Source organism: Roseiflexus sp. RS-1, from assembly GCF_000016665.1.
Lineage (GTDB): Bacteria > Chloroflexota > Chloroflexia > Chloroflexales > Roseiflexaceae > Roseiflexus.
On sequence record NC_009523.1, the window covers coordinates 1,571,062 to 1,589,913 of the forward strand.

Annotated in this window: 15 protein-coding genes; 9 read left to right on the forward strand and 6 right to left on the reverse strand. The window is 60.0% G+C overall.

Annotation, left to right across the window (positions count from 1 at the left end; translation table 11 throughout):
* Nucleotides 1-9: 9 nt before the first annotated feature.
* Nucleotides 10-2,598, forward strand: coding sequence for a kelch repeat-containing protein (locus ROSERS_RS06565; protein WP_011956027.1), 2,589 nt, complete (start codon nt 10-12; stop codon nt 2,596-2,598).
* A 376-nt stretch (nt 2,599-2,974) separates the two neighbouring features.
* On the opposite strand, the gene ROSERS_RS25885 is transcribed toward ROSERS_RS06565, so the two are convergent.
* On the reverse strand, nt 2,975-3,112 hold the full coding sequence (locus ROSERS_RS25885) for a hypothetical protein (protein ID WP_157040990.1): 138 nt from the start codon (nt 3,110-3,112) through the stop codon (nt 2,975-2,977).
* A gap of 587 nt (nt 3,113-3,699) precedes the next feature.
* Between ROSERS_RS25885 and cpaB the strand changes: the two genes are divergently transcribed.
* The 7 genes from cpaB (at nt 3,700) to ROSERS_RS06600 (ending at nt 11,937) form a co-directional block, all read left to right on the forward strand.
* Nucleotides 3,700-4,716, forward strand: coding sequence for a Flp pilus assembly protein CpaB (gene cpaB / locus ROSERS_RS06570; protein ID WP_011956028.1), 1,017 nt, complete (start codon nt 3,700-3,702; stop codon nt 4,714-4,716).
* 133 nt (nt 4,717-4,849) lie between these two features.
* On the forward strand, nt 4,850-6,142 hold the full coding sequence (locus ROSERS_RS06575) for an AAA family ATPase (RefSeq protein WP_011956029.1): 1,293 nt from the start codon (nt 4,850-4,852) through the stop codon (nt 6,140-6,142).
* A 26-nt stretch (nt 6,143-6,168) separates the two neighbouring features.
* On the forward strand, nt 6,169-7,560 hold the full coding sequence (locus ROSERS_RS06580) for a CpaF family protein (protein ID WP_011956030.1): 1,392 nt from the start codon (nt 6,169-6,171) through the stop codon (nt 7,558-7,560).
* A gap of 60 nt (nt 7,561-7,620) precedes the next feature.
* On the forward strand, nt 7,621-8,604 hold the full coding sequence (locus ROSERS_RS06585; protein ID WP_011956031.1) for a type II secretion system F family protein: 984 nt from the start codon (nt 7,621-7,623) through the stop codon (nt 8,602-8,604).
* Between the two features lie 13 nt (nt 8,605-8,617).
* Nucleotides 8,618-9,553 carry a type II secretion system F family protein gene (locus ROSERS_RS06590; RefSeq protein ID WP_011956032.1) on the forward strand — a complete coding sequence of 312 codons (936 nt, stop codon included), beginning with the start codon at nt 8,618-8,620 and terminating at the stop codon, nt 9,551-9,553.
* 21 nt (nt 9,554-9,574) lie between these two features.
* Nucleotides 9,575-9,946 carry a DUF192 domain-containing protein gene (locus ROSERS_RS06595; RefSeq protein ID WP_011956033.1) on the forward strand — a complete coding sequence of 124 codons (372 nt, stop codon included), beginning with the start codon at nt 9,575-9,577 and terminating at the stop codon, nt 9,944-9,946.
* Nucleotides 9,946-11,937 (forward strand): ArnT family glycosyltransferase, encoded by a 1,992-nt coding sequence (locus tag ROSERS_RS06600; protein ID WP_011956034.1) that lies wholly within the window; start codon nt 9,946-9,948, stop codon nt 11,935-11,937. Before ROSERS_RS06595 ends, ROSERS_RS06600 begins: the two co-directional genes overlap by 1 nt.
* A gap of 9 nt (nt 11,938-11,946) precedes the next feature.
* Here ROSERS_RS06600 and ROSERS_RS06605 read toward each other — a convergent pair whose 3' ends face one another.
* The 5 genes from ROSERS_RS06605 to ROSERS_RS06625 all read right to left on the reverse strand — a co-directional run bounded on the left by ROSERS_RS06605 (nt 11,947) and on the right by ROSERS_RS06625 (nt 17,568).
* Complete coding sequence (locus tag ROSERS_RS06605) at nt 11,947-12,219, reverse strand: hypothetical protein (protein WP_011956035.1); 273 nt, start codon at nt 12,217-12,219, stop codon at nt 11,947-11,949.
* Between the two features lie 11 nt (nt 12,220-12,230).
* Complete coding sequence (locus tag ROSERS_RS06610; protein ID WP_011956036.1) at nt 12,231-14,897, reverse strand: peptidoglycan D,D-transpeptidase FtsI family protein; 2,667 nt, start codon at nt 14,895-14,897, stop codon at nt 12,231-12,233.
* A gap of 189 nt (nt 14,898-15,086) precedes the next feature.
* On the reverse strand, nt 15,087-15,626 hold the full coding sequence (locus ROSERS_RS06615; protein ID WP_049767478.1) for a hypothetical protein: 540 nt from the start codon (nt 15,624-15,626) through the stop codon (nt 15,087-15,089).
* Nucleotides 15,590-16,480, reverse strand: a complete 891-nt coding sequence (gene mreC / locus ROSERS_RS06620) for a rod shape-determining protein MreC (protein ID WP_011956038.1) — start codon at nt 16,478-16,480, stop codon at nt 15,590-15,592. The genes ROSERS_RS06615 and mreC overlap by 37 nt, the downstream gene beginning before the upstream one ends.
* Nucleotides 16,481-16,491: 11 nt before the next feature.
* Nucleotides 16,492-17,568 (reverse strand): rod shape-determining protein, encoded by a 1,077-nt coding sequence (locus ROSERS_RS06625; RefSeq protein ID WP_011956039.1) that lies wholly within the window; start codon nt 17,566-17,568, stop codon nt 16,492-16,494.
* Between the two features lie 252 nt (nt 17,569-17,820).
* On the opposite strand from ROSERS_RS06625, the gene ROSERS_RS06630 reads away from it, so the two are divergent.
* Nucleotides 17,821-18,825: an ABC transporter ATP-binding protein gene (locus ROSERS_RS06630; protein WP_011956040.1), complete on the forward strand. Its 1,005-nt coding sequence runs from the start codon at nt 17,821-17,823 to the stop codon at nt 18,823-18,825.
* The last annotated feature ends 27 nt before the right edge of the window (nt 18,826-18,852 follow it).

Below are 18,852 nucleotides of genomic sequence, written 5' to 3' on the forward strand. Positions count from 1 at the left end.
ATATGCATCATGACTCGAATGACACGCATGCCAGCCACGGTGCGCGCGCTGACACTCGTCGTCGCGCTGCTGACCGTTCTTGCGATCCTTCCACCCGCACCGGTCGCCGCCAGCGTGATCAAGGTTGTTGCCCTGGATGATACTCAGCCGGAGTTCGGCGCCGGTTCACGCACCCTGACCGCAGTTATTCCAACGACGCTGAGCAATGATCCGATATCCGGGCAGGTGACCGAACCGTATGCCGGCGCCAAACCCGGCGATCAGGGTGGGCTTGCCATGGCTGCCATTCGCGCACTGCGCTGGGGCGCCATCCCGGATAGCCCGCTCCCCGCAGCCCGCACCGAAATCGGCGCAGCGGTCATCGGGAACACGATCTGGGTGGTCGGCGGTTCTTCAGGTGGCACGGTGCCGACCTATCACGACACGGTCTATCGCGGCACGGTCAATACGAATTACGGACAGCCCGGCGCCGGAGTCATCAGCTGGACGACTTCCATATCATTGCCATCCGTCAGCCACGCAGATACATCGCCGTTCAACAATAATCCGCTTGCGCCGCGAACCAACGCGGCGGTCGCCGCGCTGCGCACCGGCGGTAACGCGGGGTATCTCTACGTGATCGGCGGCGCTGTCGCCCCTGGGTCTACATTCTCGAGCAATTCGGTGATCGTCGGTGATGTCGATGCGAACGGGAACCTGACCTGGCGTACCTCGCCGACGTACAAACTTCCGCCAGGCGTCGGGCTGGAAGGCGCGCGCGCTTTTGTACATACAACCGCCGCCGGCAAGACATTCCTGTACGTCGTCGGCGGGCGAAACGATCCGCCCGGTGCGCCTCCGCCAACCCTTTCCAATCGCGTCTACTACGCCGAGATCAACCCGTCGAACGGTAATCTTAACCTCGGCGGCGACAACCGCACCTGGCAGTTTGTGACGATGCCGTCGAGCGTATGGAACACCGCCGTGACCGTCGGGCGCTATACCAGTGCAGACGGAACGTTGACGCAGGATCTGTTCTTCATCTACGGCGGTGGAACCAACGCCGGTATCGAAAATATGGATACCGGCACCGTCTGGAAAGGGGTTATCAACCCGACCACCGGCGCGATCACCTGGGAGGATAGCACCACCGGCGGGAATGCCGTTATTCCCGGCAATCGTAACAGTCACGGCGCCGTCGAGTTTAACGGCGCAATCTACCTGATCGGCGGACGCAGCGGCGGCACGATCAATCGCAATGGCTATGCCTCCTATGTCGATCCGGCCAACCTGCGCATCTTCAAAGATGGAGCGCTCAACTTCTATCAGGACGACTTCGGCGCGCTGCCTTTTGCAGCAAATCCTGGACGGCGCAATGCGGGTGTGGTGCTGGTGCCGACCAGCAACCCGAACTATGCGTTCGCCTACCTGATCGGCGGCACCGATGGAACCGCGCCGTCCAGTCAGGTCTTCCGCGCGACGATCGGACCCAACCTCGACGACCAGACCTTCTATCCGCCGACCGGCTACTACTACTCGAAGCCCTTCTCGATGCTCGACCTGATCAACGAGCAGCAGGCCACCGTGCGTAAAATGACCTGGCTGACGAATATCGATCCGGCGAATGGCGGTGATATCGAAGTCGAGTACCGCGTCTACTCCCCATCGAGCGGCAACTGTGCCGACACAGAAGGTGGATGGACGCAGGCGCGTGATCCGGATGCCGGTGGAACGCGCTTCTCGAAGTTCAACCCGAGTGGCGCGGCGTATGCCATCAATGCCCAGGAGTATAGCGAGAGTCAGTTGCTCCCGCCGGGCAACTGCTTCCAGTACCGCCTCACCTTCCGCCGCGGCTCTGTCCAGAATGCCTCGCCGGTGCTGCTACGCCTGGGTATGGAAGTGATCGTTCCGGGCAACCCCGATCTGAACTGGCCCGTCAATGCCGTCACCACCACCCAGAACGCCAATGGCACCACCAGAGGCGTCGAGGTGCGCCTGCGCAACCAGAACCTGACCGACAGCGGACCGACGCAACCGGCGAATGTGTGCCATGCATCGCAACCGGGGTGCAATCCGGAGGGTACATTCTTCGTTGATGTGTTCATCTTCCCGCCGGGTGTAACGCCGATCTCGCCAACGCTACCGCTGTTCGCTCCTGGAGGCGATAGCCTGAGCAACCCGGCGCTTGCGCCATACCACCGCGCCTGTCTGCAAATCCCGAAATGGGTGATGCAGAAGGATACCACGTTCCTGATTGCGGAAACCTTCCGCTGGAGCGACATCAAAACGGTTGGCATCGATGGATGCGTCTCGGCTGCAACCAACGCCAGCAATGGAACCGGTAAAATCCTGCGCGACTTCCTTGATCAAGGCAGCGGAACCTACAAGGTCATTCTGGTTGCCGACACTCACACCGACCTGAAAGGATTGGTGTACGAGTCCGATGTGCCAAGCGGCGACCATGTGGCGGAACGGAACAATGTCAGCGCCATCTTCGACGTCGTGTTTGTGGCGGGAGGTGCGCCGCCGCCGCCTGATAGCGGTCCTCAACCGCCGCCGGATAACCCGCCGCCTGATAATGGCATCAGGCGCGTCTTCCTGCCGCTGGTGACTCGTTGAGCGTTGAAGGTTGCGCGTTGAAGGTTGCACGTTGAAGGTTGCACGTTGAAGGTTGAAGGTTGAAGGTTGCACGTTGAAGGTTGCACGTTGAAGGTTGGCGCGTTGAAGGTTCAACGTTGAACTTTCGTAACTACTCAGGCTGCCTGGCGTTCAGCGATTGAAATCGCCTCTGGAAGGCTTTTCGCCGGGCGTCCACCTGCGTGGACGCTGCCACGGCGACCGCCCAGGCGGTCGCCCGGCGCGAAGCGTCCTCTCAGGCGCGGTTTCAACCGTACGCCTGAGCAGTTACCAACATTTCAACGTTCAACGTTCCAACCTTCAACGTTCCCACGTTCAACGCTCCCACGTTCCCACGTTCAACGCTCAACGTTCGTAACTACTCAGCCGCCTGGCGTTCAGCGATTGAAATCGCCTCTGGAAGGCTTTTCGCCGGGCGTCCACCTGCGTGGACGCTGCCACGGCGACCGCCCAGGCGGTCGCCCGGCGCGAAGCGTCCGCTCAGGCGCGGTTTCAACCGCACGCCTGAGCAGTTACGAACATTTCAACGTTCAACGTTCCAACCTTCAACGTTCCCACGTTCAACGCTCAACGTTCGTAACTACTCAGGCCGCCTGGCGTTCAGCGATTGAAATCGCCTCTGGAAGGCTTTTCGCCGGGCGTCCACCTGCGTGGACGCTGCCACGGTGATCGCCCTGGCGTTCAGCGATTGAAATCGCCTCTGGAAGGCTTTTCGCCGGGCGTCCACCTGCGTGGACGCTGCCACGGCGACCGCCCAGGTGGTCGCCCGGCGCGAAGCGTCCGCTCAGGCGCGGTTTATGGTCTTTGAATAAATAATCCGGTATAGCCCGCGCAGGCGGGCTTTGCCCTGGTTAGCCGAGGGCTTCAGCCCCACGGCTAGCGCGGTAGAGCGGATTTAATTTTCAATCTCCATCAACCGCACGCCTGAGCAGTTACGAACCTTCAACCTTCAACGTGCAACGTTTCTTCCACCTGTCAAGTCATTGATGCCCTGCGATACTAATCAGGGCTTGATCTCGTGTGCTATAATGGCTTACAAGTGATTATCGTCGCATCTTCTTGCTGAAAGAAAGGCACGCCCCCATGAGGCGAGGAGGTCTTCTGCTGTTGCTCGGAGTGATTATTGCCGCAGCCGCAGCGCTTCTCTTCTTTTTCTTCTTCCAAACCCCGCCGACGCCTGTGCCGGAGGCGCTTCCGCAAGAACCAACACCTGTGCCACTGCGTAAAGTGGTCGCCGCGCGAGTTGACATTCCGGCCAATACTGTCCTGACCGACACCGAGACCTTTCTGACCCTGCGCGATATTCCAGAACCGGAGTACAACGCCGCGCCCGACCAGTATTTCACCAGCGTGAATGAACTGACCACAAAAGTGACATTGCGCGCGCTCAACGCGACCGAAATTATCCGCGCGCGCGATCTCACCGAAGCCGGTCTGTCGTTCCAGGTGCCGTTGCCCGACTCGCCCGACACCCCGCGTGACAAGGTATTTCCGCTCGAAGTCGGCAATCTGACCGGCGTCGCCGATCAGATCCGCCCCGGCGACGCAGTCGACCTGGTGATGACCTATGAAATTCGTCGCCTGATCATCCGACCGTCGCTGACGCTGGACCCGGAAACCGGGCAGCTGGTGGTCACGCCGCTCGAAGAAACGCTGGTTGATCGGGTGACGAAAACCATGGTGCAGAATGTTCGGGTGTTGCGCGTTTTGAAACCGGCTATCCCCCAGGAAGCCGGCACACCGACGCCCGCAGGTCAGCAGGGAACGGCGCCGCCACCACCGCCCTCAAGCACCCAGACTCCCGATACCTTCGTGCCCGGCGCGCAATGGATCCTGCTGCTGGCGATGACCGACCAGGAAGCCGAGATCGTCAAGTTCACCCTCGATCAGCAAGATCCGAAGCCGCAGATCACACTGGTGCTGCGCGGGCGCGACGACAGCGCCATCGAGGATACAACTGGCATCACACTGCGCCTGTTGACCAGCCGCTATGGGTTGCCGTTGCCCGAACCGTTGCAACCGCTGGCAATTGCGCCCGAAGAAATCACGCCGGGACCGGCGCGTCCAACGCCGACGCCGCTTCCGGTTCCATTTCCATGATCGACTGCAACATCAGACACAACGCGGTATAATACTCGCAACAGGCGCGTCAGTACAGGCGCGCCCGAACCGATGCGCAAAATGATGCAACGCCCGGTAAGCGACCGGCAGCGCCCACGATTGAGAGGATGCTATGGCAGGAGGATCGCGAACACCCGAAGCCGCAGGCCCGGCGAAGATCCGGGTGATGATCGTCGATGATATTGCCGAAACGCGCGACAATCTCGAAAAACTCCTCTTCTTCGAAAAAGATATCGAAGTCGTTGCAAAAGCGACCACCGGGCGCGAGGCGCTTGCGCTCGCCAAACAGCACCGTCCCGACGTGGTGTTGATGGATATCAACATGCCGGACATGGACGGTATCGCTGCCACCGAGGCGCTGCTGAGTCAGGTGCCCGAGGCGCAGGTGATCATGATGAGCGTGCAGGGTGAGCAGGATTACCTGCGCCGTGCGATGCTCGCCGGAGCACGTGAGTTCTTGCCCAAACCGATCGGCGCGGAAGAACTCTACAGCGCGATTCGCCATGTCTATCGCCTGGCGACCACACAGCGGCGTTATGTAACGACACCGCCGCAGGGTCCCGGCGGCAGCGGCGACGATCAGGGCGCGCAGGGACAGATCATCGCCGTTTTCAGTCCAAAAGGCGGAACGGGAACGTCGTCGATTGCGTGCAACCTGGCGGTCGCCATGCGCCTGTTGACCGGCAAGAAAGTGGCGCTCGTCGATGGCAACCTGACATTCGGCGATGTCGGGGTGATTATGAACCTGGTGTCGTCCAAAACTATCGCCGATCTGGTCAACCGTATCAGCGAACTCGACCGTGACCTGTTGAATGACGTCATGGCAACTCACGCAACACAGGTCAAGGTGCTGCTGGCGCCGCCAAACCCGCAAACCGGCGAACTTGTCACCTCTGATCACCTGCGGACGATCCTGGAGACGATGAAGAAAGAGTTTGAGTATGTGATCGTCGATACCCAGGCATCGTTTCAGGATCGCGCGCTGGCAGCGCTTGATCTGGCCGACCGGATCGTTGCGCTGATGACGCTTGAACTTCCGTGCATCAAGAATATCAAACTGTTCCTCGAAGTGGCCGAGTTGCTGGAGTATCCGAAGGAAAAAACGGTTCTTGTACTCAACAAGGCCGATAATCGCCTGGGGATGCGCGTTGAGAACGTGGAAGCGAACATTCAGCATAAAGTGGCGCTCCAGATCGCCAACGCGGGTCACGAGATGACGCTGGCGGTCAACCAGGGAGTGCCGCTGGTGATCGCCAAACGTGACCTTCCGACGTCGAAAGATATTTACGCCCTGGCGAAACTCCTGAGCAGCGGTCTGGCGGCAAAAACTGCCGACGCTGCAAAGAAGACGGAGAAAGCGCCGGAGAAAACCGGCCTGTTCGGCAAATTGATGGCGCGGCGATAACCGTCGCCTGTTGAGGGAGCATACGTATGTCACTCTTGAAACGAATCGGCGCAACTTCCGGTGCGACCGGGCAATTGCCTGGCACACCCGCCACCCCGGCTGCGCCAGCGCGCCTTGGAACACCACCGGCTCAACGCCGTGAAGAGGATAACAGCGTTATCGAACTGCGACAGCGCGTTCAGCAACGCCTGATCAATGAGCTCGATCCCAAACTCGACCTCTCCAATGTCGCCAGAGTGCGACAGCAGGTTGAGGAGATTTTCAATACTATCCTCGACAGCGAAAATATCGTGTTGTCGCGCTCGGAACGCGCCCGCCTGTTTGAATCGATTGCCGCCGACATTCTGGGCTTCGGTCCGCTCCAGGAGTTGCTCAACGACCCGGAGATCTCCGAGATCATGGTGAACGGACCAAAAAAGGTCTATGTGGAAAAGCGCGGTAAGATTCAATTGACCGACGTCACCTTCGTCGATGAACAACACGTGCTGCGGGTGATCGACCGTATCGTCGCGCCGCTTGGACGCCGTATCGATGAGTCATCGCCGATGGTCGATGCGCGCCTCCCCGACGGCAGCCGCGTCAACGCAGTCATTCGACCAATCGCCCTCTGTGGACCGACGATCAGCATCCGTAAGTTCCGCAAGGAAGGCATCACGATCGACGACCTGATCCGCTTCGGATCGCTCACCAGCGAGATGGCGGAGTTCCTCTCCGCCTGCGTGCGCGCATCGCTCAACATCGTCGTCTCCGGCGGCACCGGCTCCGGTAAAACGACCATGCTCAATGTGCTCTCGTCGTTCATCCCCGACGATGAGCGCATTATTACCGTCGAAAATGCGGCAGAATTGCAACTGCGCCAGGAGCACGTGGTGCCGCTCGAGTCGCGTCCGCCGAACGTTGAAGGCAAAGGCGAGATCAGTATTCGCGACCTGGTGATCAATACCCTGCGTATGCGACCGGAGCGGATCGTGGTCGGCGAGTGCCGCGGCGGTGAGGCGCTGGAGATGCTTCAGGCGATGAATACCGGTCACGATGGCTCGATGACGACGCTGCACGCTAACTCGCCACGTGACGCCATTGCGCGTATCGAAACGATGTGCTTGATGGCCGGAATGGACCTGCCGGTGCGCGCCATCCGTGAGCAGATTGCTTCGGCAGTCAACCTGATCGTGCAACTGGCGCGCCTGAAAGACGGGTCGCGCAAGGTTATCTACATCACCGAAGTGCAGGGCATGGAGGGTGATGTCGTCGTGCTTTCGGATATTTTCGTCTTTGAGCAGCAGGGGCTTGATGAACGCGGCAAGATTATCGGTCAGTTGAAGCCAACCGGCATCAGACCACGGTTTATTGACCGTTTCGAGGAGCGCAACATTTATCTGCCGCCGAATATCTTCGGCTATGGCAGCTCTTTCATCTGACGTTGCGCCCTTGCAATGCCCTGTCGCACGACGGGCGCATTGCCCCGAAAGGACCTCCGTATGCCGATTGTCGCAGATCCGACACAACTGATTGCACCGGTCGGGATCTTCCTGGCGATCCTGGCGGTGTTTGCGTTCCTGGCGAGCCGGAGCGCGAGCAATCCCAGTTATGAAGAGCGCCTGACCCAGTTCGCCGGTCGGCGCGCCGATCAGCAACAGCGCACCGCAAAAGAGCAACTGCGCGAAATCGATAAGGTCGTAGCGCGCGGCAAGCGCGGCAGCGAGACGGCGCGCAATCTGGCGCGCGCCGACTTGAAACTGACGGTGACCGAGTTCTACATGATCAAACTCCTCGCCGCTGGCGTCGGCGCGGTGGTTGGCGCGTTCATCGGGCGCGCCAGTTGGGAAGCTCAGTTGCTGTCCGGGATTGTCGGTTTCGCACTCTTCTCGTTCCTCCCCGATCTGTATGTGGGGTATGCTGCAAAACAGCGCGTGACCAAATTCAATGCTCAACTCGGCGATACGATCAATATGCTGGCGAACTCGCTGCGTTCGGGGTACAGCCTGCTGCAATCGATGGAACTGGTCAGTCGTGAGGCACCCGAACCAACTGCGTCCGAGTACCGGCGCGTGGTGCAGGAGGTCGGTCTGGGGTTGCGCACCGAAGATGCGCTCGACAATCTGCTCAAGCGTGTGCCGTCGGAAGACCTCGACCTGCTGATTACCGCAGTCAAAATTCAGATGGAATCAGGCGGCAATCTGGCGCAGATACTCGATACTATCGGTCATACGATTCGTGAACGCATCCGTATCAAGGGCGAGATCGCGGTGCTGACCGCGCAGGGGCGGATTTCCGCTTATGTGATTACGGGCCTGCCGATCGGTCTGGCAATTTTTATCACGGTGATCAACCCGAACTATATGGCGCCGATGTTTTCGTTCGGTATGCCGCCGGAGCACTGGTGCTGTCTGCCGGTTGCTGGCATTGTGATGATTGTGATCGGTTTTTTTGCGATTATGAAGATTGTGGATATCGAGGTGTAGGAAGGGGGCGCGTATGGCTGGCATGCTGCCGATGATCGGATTCGGGGTGCTGATGCTGCTTGGCGTTGGGCTGATTATGATCGGCATGCGGCGCTCCTCGCAGCCCGATATGATCAGCGACCGACTCAGTCAGTTTACCGAGCGCACGATGACGCTCGAAGAAATGGAACTGCAACAACCGTTTAGTCAGCGTGTGCTCGTGCCGCTCACCAAGAGCATCCTGGCAAAACTCGGTCAGTATGGTCCGAAACAGAGCGCCGAGCGCCTGCGGATCAGTCTGGCGCAGGCAGGTAATCCGGGGAACCTGACCCCGATGCAGTTTAGCGGCATTCGCCTGGCGCTGGCGGTTGTGCTGTTTATCGTTGTCGGTGCAGTGACGTTCTTGCAGGGCATGGACGTCGCACAGGCGATGATGTATACCGCCATCGGCGCAGGAATGGGATACCTGTTGCCGGGCATCTGGCTCGGACAGCAGATCAAGAAGCGCAAGAAGGCGATTGTCAAGGCGCTGCCCGACGCACTCGATCTGTTGTGCATCTGTGTCGAAGCCGGGTTGTCGTTCGACCAGGCAATGCAGCGCCTGACCGAAAAGTGGGACGATCCGCTTTCGAAGGAGTTCAAGCGCGTGCTCAGCGATACGCGGCTTGGTCGTCCCCGCCGTGATGCGATGAAGGATATGATCGACCGCTGTGGCGTCGATGATGTGCAGACGTTCATCGGCGCCGTGATCCAGGCGGAACAACTTGGCGTGTCGATCGGGCGTATTCTGCGCATTCAGTCGGATCAGATGCGCATCCGCCGCCGCCAGCGCGCCGAAGAGGAGGCGCATAAGGCGCCGATCAAAATGCTCTTCCCCATGGTGTTCCTGATCTTCCCGGCATTGTTCATCGTCATCCTCGGTCCGGCAGTCCCGCGGATTATGAAGTCGCTCGGCGGGCTGGGGGGATAGACGCCACATCAACTCCACCGTATGTCGTATACCGTCATCGAAAATCTTACCCGTGGCACTGTGATTGCAGACCGCGCCGAAGTGGCGCGGTCTTTGCTGGCACGCGGGCGCGGCTTGATGGGGCGCCCGGATCTTCCTGCCGGGTATGGCCTGATCCTGGTGCCTGAATCGAGCATCCACATGTTCTTTATGCGTATTCCGATTGATGTTCTCTTCGTTGATCGCCAGCACCGGGTGATCGGTATGCGCGAGGCGTTGCCGCCATGGCATCCGTTCGCCGGAGTTGCGCCCTGGCGCGGGTATTACGTGGTTGAACTACCCGTCGGCGCAATTCGCTCCAGTCGCACCGGAGTGGGCGATCAACTGCGGGTGACGCCAGACCTCGATCAGTGATGCGAACAAGCGCAATGTCGCCGGTTGTGCGTGACTCCCGCCTGATCGCCGCTGCACTGTTCGTCGGGATGCTCTTCCTCTATCTGCCGACGTTGACCCGGGTGCATACGTTCGATGCACTTTCGTATGTGACGAGTGTCGAGCGCAAGCCATGGACTGAGTTGTTCCATCCGCACCACCTGGCGTATGGTCCGCTCGGCGCGCTGGCGCTGGCGCTCGGTCGTGCGCTGGGGTACGATGGCGGCGCAGCGCTGCCCATGCAACTGGTGAATGCCATCGCTGGCGCGCTCGGTGTGGCGCTCTTCTATGTCACGGCCCGCGCAGCAACCGGTCGCACTGATGCGGCGTTGCCAGTTGCGCTCCTGCTGGGCGGTTCGTATGCCTTCTGGTACTATGCCGTCGAAATCGAGGTGTACACCGTTGCAACATTGTTCCTGATCATATGCCTGGCGTTGATCATCCAACCACGCCCCTGGCATGCCCGGCGATGCCTGGCGCTGGGGGTGGCGCAGGGCGGCGCGGTGCTGTTCCATCAGACGAATGTCCTGTTCTGTGTGCCGGTTGCGGTCATCGCACTGGCAGACCTGCGCGCGACGAAGGATGTGCGCGCTTTCACCGGTCGCTGGGCTGCGTATGCCATCGCACTGGCACTGGTAACGGTGCTGCCCTACCTGTATGTCATGCTGATCGTCAGTAACTTCCGCACGATCGACGCCATGCTGGCATGGTTGACGGAATATGCGCGCACAGGATGGTGGGGCGGACCACTCACAACCAACACGGTCGTCAGTCTCGGCACAGGACTGAGCGATACGCTGGCGCAACCGGGCGGCGGATGGTTCTACCTGGCGCTTGGTGTGGCAGCAGCGTGGGCTGGCGGGCAGCGCGTCCGTCAGGGAATATCATCGGCGGAGCAACCGGGAATGCCAGCGCCTTCGCTGCCGTGGGCGGCGCTGGTCGTCTGGCTGGCGACGTATGGCGCATTTTTTGCATGGTGGGAGCCGGACAATATCGAGTTCTGGATTGCCAGTCTGCCGCCAGCATGTCTGATCTTCGCGCGGGCGCTGGCGCAGGCGCGTCGCTGGAGCATGCCGATCTGGGCGTCGCTGACGATTGTCGGGGTCATCGTGTGGGTCAACTACGGTTCAATCGCGCAACGCGGCAACCCGACGACCGATCTGCAACGGTTGATCGCACGTGAACTGGCAGCGCACAGCACCCCCGCCGATCTGCTGATCGTTCCTGATGGATTACAGGAACTCTACCTGCCGCACTACGAACAGCGCGAAAACTTTGTCTCCCTCAACCAGGCGCTGTTCGACAGTGCAGGATCGTGGGAAGCCGCCTGTAGCATCCTGCGAAACCGGATCGCAACCACACAACGCGCTGGCGCCGCAATCATCATCGCCGATGAAGCGCTCCATCCGCCCCAACGGGTGCTGGAGCGTCACCGCATCACGCAACGCCAGGTGGAAGACTGTTTTGCCCCGTATCGCACAACCCTGTTCAACCTCGATTTCGCCGCTCCCATTCCGACCTACTGGCGTTTGCCGACCGCCACCGAACTGGCGCTGACGACGGGATGGACGTTCGAGCGTGATACGATGGGATGGCAGGCATTCAATGCGCCCGATGAGTCGGTTGATCGTGGATGGAACATCACACCGGGCATCGATCCGGCGCTGCTGAGTCCGCTTTTGCATCTTGATGCCCGCCAGGTCGTCGCTATCGAAATTCGCATGGCGAACGGCACGCGCAACCGTGATGCGCAACTCTTCTATGCTGGCGTTGATGGCGCGATGAGCGAAGAACGGTCGGTACGCTGGGAACTGAACGCCACAGGCGACGCAACGACCTACACCATCGATCTGCGTGCTGCGCCGGGATGGGACGGCATCATCACGCGCCTGCGGATCGATCCGGTTGGAGTTGGCGACGGCGGCAACATACGCATCGAATGGGTGCGCCTGCGCCTGACGACCGACAGGTAACGCGCAGGATCAACGGGCACGTCGGGTGCGCCAGACGATCAATGCAATCAGCGCCGCAATGATGGGCAATCCGGCGAGCCAGTATGGCAGGAGCGGCGCCGCGCCGCCAGGCATCACGCCGCGCCTTCCCCCCCACGGAGTGACGGTCGGCAGTGGCGTGGGGGTGACTTCCTGCGCCAGGACGCTGCCAGACGCCATTGACCAGATCAGCGCCATCAGCAGGAAGGCAACAATTGGCAGCAGCGCCAGTATCACACGGGTGGATGGAGAGCGGTTCATCATGGTCTCAAGCCTCATCGCCGCTGACCGACCGGCTGCGGATTCGCGGCAGGTTCAGGGGACGAAGGAGTGAAGCGCGGCGGCAGCGGTGGCATGCCCTGCTGACATCCACGCGGCAGCGGATCGGGTGGTGTGACGCCAAAATACGCCTGCATGATCTGCGTTACCGCTGGCACGGCAATCGTTGCCGAACCATCATTCATATCGCCAGCGCCCTCGACCAGCACCAGCACCTCGATCTCCGGATCCTCGTAAGGCGCAAAACCGACGAACCAGGCGTGGCTCTGGCGCACTTCCCGTGTTCCTCTGCCATCGGGAGCGGGAATGGTGATCAGCGGACCGAACTCAGCGGTGCCGGTTTTTCCGGCAATGCTCAACCCGGAGCACTGATCGCGCGCCGCGATGCTTGAACCTTCGGTAACCGACAACCGCATCCCCTCACGAACGACCTGGAGATGCCTGGGATCAACGGGAATGCGGCGGATCAGTTCAGGTTGAATGTCGCGCACAACATTCCCATTCGCATCGGTTATTGCACGAACGATCTGCGGGCGGTAGAGAAACCCGCCATTGGCAATCGCAGCCGACGCCATCACCAGTTGGAGCGGGGTCACTTCCAGGTTCCCCTGACCGATTGCAGCATTATAGGTATCACCGGTTGTCCATGCCGAACGAAGCACCCGCTGCTTCCAGGCGGGCGTCGGCACCCGCCCGGCTTCTTCCCCGCGCAGATGCACGCCGGTCGGTTCACCAAAGCCAAACCATCCAAGCCCTTCTGCCAGAGCAGTGATACCCAACCCTTTGTCGATGATCTGCTCTTCTGGTTTGAGATTAATCACATTTTCCCGGTTGCCGCCCGCCACCGACATAAAGAAGATATTCGACGAAACCTTCAGCGCCTGGCGCACATCGATCATTCCGTTATCGCGTGATGAAGCGTTGACATACTGATACACCACGCCGGGTACATACTGATCCTCAACCAGCAATTTACCAGGATCACGAATTCTGGTGTTCTCTGTAATGATACCCTTCTGGAGTGCAATGGCTGCATCGAACTGCTTGAGCGTCGAACCGGGCGGGTACTGACCGCTGATCGCGCGATTGACCTGCAGCGAGAGACGCGCCAGCTCTTTCTGCTTCTCCGGATCGCGGGGGAAGAAGAGTTCCTGCAACTCCGCCGCGCGCGTCGGGTCCCAGATATTGTTGTCATAGGCGGGCCAGTTAACCATCGCCAGAATCCGACCGGTCTTCACTTCAACGACGATTGCCACGCCGCTACGGATCGGGTCGTAGTTGCGCTTGTAGGCGAAACGATCCGGCATCGTCTGACGGCGGCGTTCGCTCTCTTCGATCCAGTTGCGCAGAATCTGTTCCGTCTGACGCTGCAACTGTGCATCGATGGTCAACACCAGGTTATACCCATCGCGCGGCGCTTTGATCGTCTGCGGCGGACGCACCGGACGACCGAGCGCATCAACGAGCACCTCCTGCATGCCGAGTTGCCCGCGCAACTCCTCTTCGTAACTGGCTTCGACGCCGAACTTGCCGATCCGATCATCCGGCAGATAGCGGGGCAACCCCAATTCGTAGGGGTTGATCTGTTTCTGAATGATGCCACACTCGATCGAACTGCCGATCGACTCGAGCAACCCGCTCATCCATGAGCGCGCCGGATTCTGACGCACAAGTTCGCACTGGTTTACTCGACCGATGTACCCCAGGATGTATGACAGTGACGGCGTTTCGGTACTCAACGGATACCGTCGGCGATAATCCTGTTCGATGACAACCCCCCGCAGCGTGGCAGCGTTTTCGATCAATGCCAGCGCGATGGAATGTGGAATATCTTCGCGAATGGTCACGGTCTGGTAGCCGGGAATGTTCGCCCGTTCGACCATGCTGGCAATCGGGTTTTCCAGTGTTGCCACGTCACTGTACGCTGTCGATAAGCGCAGCGCATTGAGCATCACAGAAGGCGGCACATCGATGCGCAGCCACACAGGAGGCACTTCCAGCGGTTCGATTGCGCGGTCACCCAGCACGCGCACGAGATCTTCGCGCAGCGCCAGGTTGTACTGCAACGCTGATGCCGGTGAGATCGTGAGCGTCACCGAGATCGGCGGGGAAGGCGCCAGCGCTGGCGCTGCGTCGATATCCAGCGTTTGGGGCGCAAACTGCACCACCTGATGATAGCGCGCCGTCAGTGCGTCCAGCGCAGGACGTTGATCAGGCGCCACCGCGAGCAATGCAGTGAACGGCGGCTCGATGCGTTGCGCGCGTGCGACAGCTTCAGCGCCAAGACCCTGAACCAGATCACTGCGCAGAACCGGGTCGCGTTCAAGGGCAGCGGCTGGAGAAATGATCAGGGTGCTGGTTATCCCAATCGTCTGACTGAGATGCGCAAACACCTGCGCACGAGACGCGGGATCGGCAGGGAGATCGGCGGGGCGGATAGCAAGCGTGTAGATCGGAACCGTCTGCGCGAGCAGGGTACGCCCATCGCTGGCAAATATTTCGCCGCGCATCGGGCGCATCGGCAGGTAACGCATGACGCGCACTGCCGTTGAGTAACGGTACTGATCCGCCTGGGCATCGACCAGTTGTAACTGATATAACCGTCCAATCAGGATGGCAAATATGAGAAGAACGGTTATTTGCAGACCACGGATACGCTTCATCTGTATGTTCAACGCTCCCACGTTCAACGTTCAAGTTCAACGCTCCCACGTTCCCACGCTCCCACGTTCAACGTTCAACGTTCAACCTTCAACCTTCAACGTTCAACGTTCAACCTTCAACCTTACAACCTTCAACGACCAACGCTCCCACGTTCAACCTTCAACCTTCAACCTTCAACGACCACCCCCTCAATACACATCCACCGGCACACGTCGGCGCACCCGATCCTCATTCCAGCGAAACACAAGATAGAGCGGCAGCGCCGGGATCAGGGCGATCAGGGTATCGGGCACAAGCGCAGCAAGGGCGTACCCCTCGAAGTCAACCGATGCAACCAGCAGGGTGAGGAGCAACGCGTACACGACATGATACAGGAAGGCGCCGATTGCAACCCCCAGAATGGGCACGAGCCAGTTCTCGCGGCTCAGACGGGAGACCAGCACTGTTGATACAATCACGCCGGTCAGCAGCGCCAGCGCGTGCATGCCGGCGAACGTCATCGCGCACAGGTCAAGCGCCAATCCGCCATAGAATGCCCAGCGCGCTGCGGATGTCGTTCCGGCGATCAGACCATGACAGACTGCAAGCAGCAGCATCAGGTTGATCGGCACATCAAATGGGCGCGGCAGCAACGCCGTTTGCACCAGCGCTCCAACAAACAGTGCAGCGAACAGCGCCGCTTCATGCACGATTATTTCTTCGATTCGTCGCTGGCGAGAATGACCCATGCGTAACGTACCCGATCAGGATCAACAAATGGACGCACCCCGGCAATGCGATCACGCCCGGTATCCTGGACCATCTCGATCACGCCAATCGGCACATTTGGCGGAACTGCCGCGCGAGGCACACTGAGCGCCAGTTCCGCCGACAGACCGGCGGTCAGCACCGTGTTGCCAGCCGCCAGCGGCGCTTCACGCGCAACCGAGTGCAAGAGCAGGCGCGATCCGCGCTGCCACTGCCCCTGGATCACACCGCGAACAACATCGGTTTCCTGGTACACCTGTGCGCTGATCGCACTGCTATAGTCGGTGATCAAGAGCACCGAGGCGGTGCGCGGACCCGCCTCCTCAACGATACCGATCAGAGCGGGAGGATTGCTCCCCTCACGCGCAATGACCGCCATTCCCGGACGCACCCCCTGATCCGTGCCAGCAGCAAACAACACCAGGCGACGACCGGTGTCGGGAGTACGTGCAATCACATCTGCGCCCAGCAACTGCCAGGGATACGCCTGCTCGATACGCACCTGTTCACGCAGGCGCGCATTTTCGAACTCCAGCGCCTCCGCCTGGATCAACCGCGCCTTCAAATCGGCGTTCTCCGCACGCAGCGCCTCGAGTTCCGCCAGAAGCGCCTGATCATCACTCGCCTGCCCGACGAGCGACTCGATCCAGGCGCCCATCTGCTGCATTCTGACCAGCACCGGGCTGATGATCGCCTGGGCATGGAGACGCAACGGACCGAGCAACCCGGCCTGATCGGCAGCCAGCAACGCCGCTGCGATCAGCACCAGCAGGATTATCAGCAATGGCGAACGTCGCGCCGGTTGTGACAGTCGGTATGGGCGATCGCGCAGCATCGTTCGGATTCTCAGTAACGAACGCGACGGGTGCGTTGCGTACTGGTCAGAATATCGCGGTACACCGGATTGTCGAACTCCTCGACCATTTTGCCAGCGCCGCGCGCCACGCACGAGAGCGGATCTTCCGCAATATGCACCGGCATCTTCGTTTCTGCGGCGATCCGGCGGTCAAGCCCGTGCAGGAGCGCGCCGCCACCGGCAAGCACAATGCCGTGCTCCATAATATCCGCCACCAGTTCGGGCGGTGTTTCTTCGAGCGCAGCGCGTACCTCAGCAACGATTGCATTGACCGGACCGGCAATGCCTTCGCGCAGTTCGACACTGGAAATCTCGACCGCTTTTGGCAGACCGGTCAGCAGATCACGCCCGCGCAAAATGACGCGGATCTCTTCGTCCAGCGGGTATGCGCTGCCGGCGGCAATCTTGACCTTTTCCGCCATGCGCTCGCCGATCAACAGGTTGTATTCACGCCGGGCGAACTGAATGATCGCCTCATCAATTTCATCGCCCGCCGTGCGGATCGAGTGATTGATCACGATCCCGCCGAGCGAAATCACCGCGACCTCGGTCGTGCCGCCGCCAATATCGACGATCATCGAACCAACCGGTTCATCGACCGGCAAACCGGCGCCAATCGCCGCCGCCATCGGCTCTTCGACCACATACGCCTCGCGCGCGTTGGCATTCAGCGCCGCATCGCGCGCCGCACGCATCTCCACCTGCGTCACGCCCGACGGCACCCCGACCACCACACGCGGACGGGGGGATACGATGCCGAGCGAGCGGTCGTGCGCCTTGCCGATGAAATACTTCAGCATCTTTTCGACAACGTCGAAATCGGCAATCACCCCATCCTTCAGCGGACGTACCGCGATGATATTTGCCGGCGTCTTGCCAACCATCGCCTTGGCTTCCGCGCCAACCGCCTTGACTTCCTTGGTTTTTCTATCGATTGCAACGACCGATGGCTCACTGATGACAATACCCTTGCCACGCACGTGGACTAGCGTGTTGGCAGTGCCAAGATCGATGCCGAGATCACGACTGAGCGCGCCGAACAGTGAATTGAGCGGGTTGATCCCCACGCGACCCTCTCATCTGTCTCTACCGGCAGGAAAGCCGGAACAGCCATTTTATGTTTATCATGTTCGCTGGCGCGCATTATACCATACCATCCACATACCACATCCTGTTACAAGGTTGCACCCGTATTGCAATAATCGGCGTCTGTCACATCAACGTTCAGGCTGGTATACTTTATGTATGAGCCGCATTCGTTGCGGGTTCGTTCATCATCCCAAGAACGAAATCGTTTCCACCAGCATCCATACGAAACTATGATCGAAGCGCACAATCTCCACAAAATCTTTGGCGCATTTCATGCTGTTCGCGGTGTGACGCTCAACGTCGATCCCGGTGAAGTGGTTGCGCTGCTCGGACCGAATGGCGCCGGCAAAACGACAACGGTGCGTATGCTGGGCGCCATTCTTCGCCCTTCCAGCGGATATGCCCGGGTCGCAGGGTACGATGTCGTCGAACAGGCGCGCGAGGTGCGCCGCGTGGTCGGGTTGCTTACCGAATTCCCCGGTCTCTATCTGCGTATGCGCCCGCAGGACTATCTCTGCTTCTTTGGCGCATTGCAGGGGATGTCAGCTGTTGACAGCGCCCGTCGCGCTGAGCAGTTGCTCCGTCAGTTCGGCTTGTGGGATGCGCGCGAGAAACGGCTGGACAGTTTCTCCAAAGGCATGAAGCAGAAGATCGCGCTGATCCGGGCGCTCATTCACAATCCGCCGGTGCTGTATCTGGACGAACCAACGACAGCAATGGACCCGCACAGCGCCCGTCAGGTGCGCGACGCTATGCTGGAATTGCGCGCTGCACGGCGTACCATCCTGCTCACCACCCATAACCTGACTGAGGCGGAAGAACTTGCCGATCGCATTGTCATCATCCGTAACGGCATGATCGTTGCCGAGGGCACATTTGCTCAATTGACCCGTCAGTTTTTGGGTGCGCCGCGCTGGGAACTCCGGCTGGCGATCTCAGCCGCGGCTGCGGTTAGAGTTCTCGATGGTCTGGTGCATATTGATCGGATCGACGGCGAATGCGTCTACTATCACACCGACGATGCGCACCACGCGAACCCGCAACTCGTTGCGCGTCTCACTGCTGCTGGCATTCCGATCGTTGCGCTCAACGAACTGCCGCGCCGTCTGGAGGACGTGTACCTGGAAATCGTCGCAGGCAACGACCGGATGACCGCCAGATCAGGAACGGCGCACCAATCCGCCAACACGTTGCCCGTTGATCAACCGACGCCGGAAATGGCTGAGAGCCGGTAGTCGGAACGGCAGATGCCAGAAACTGTG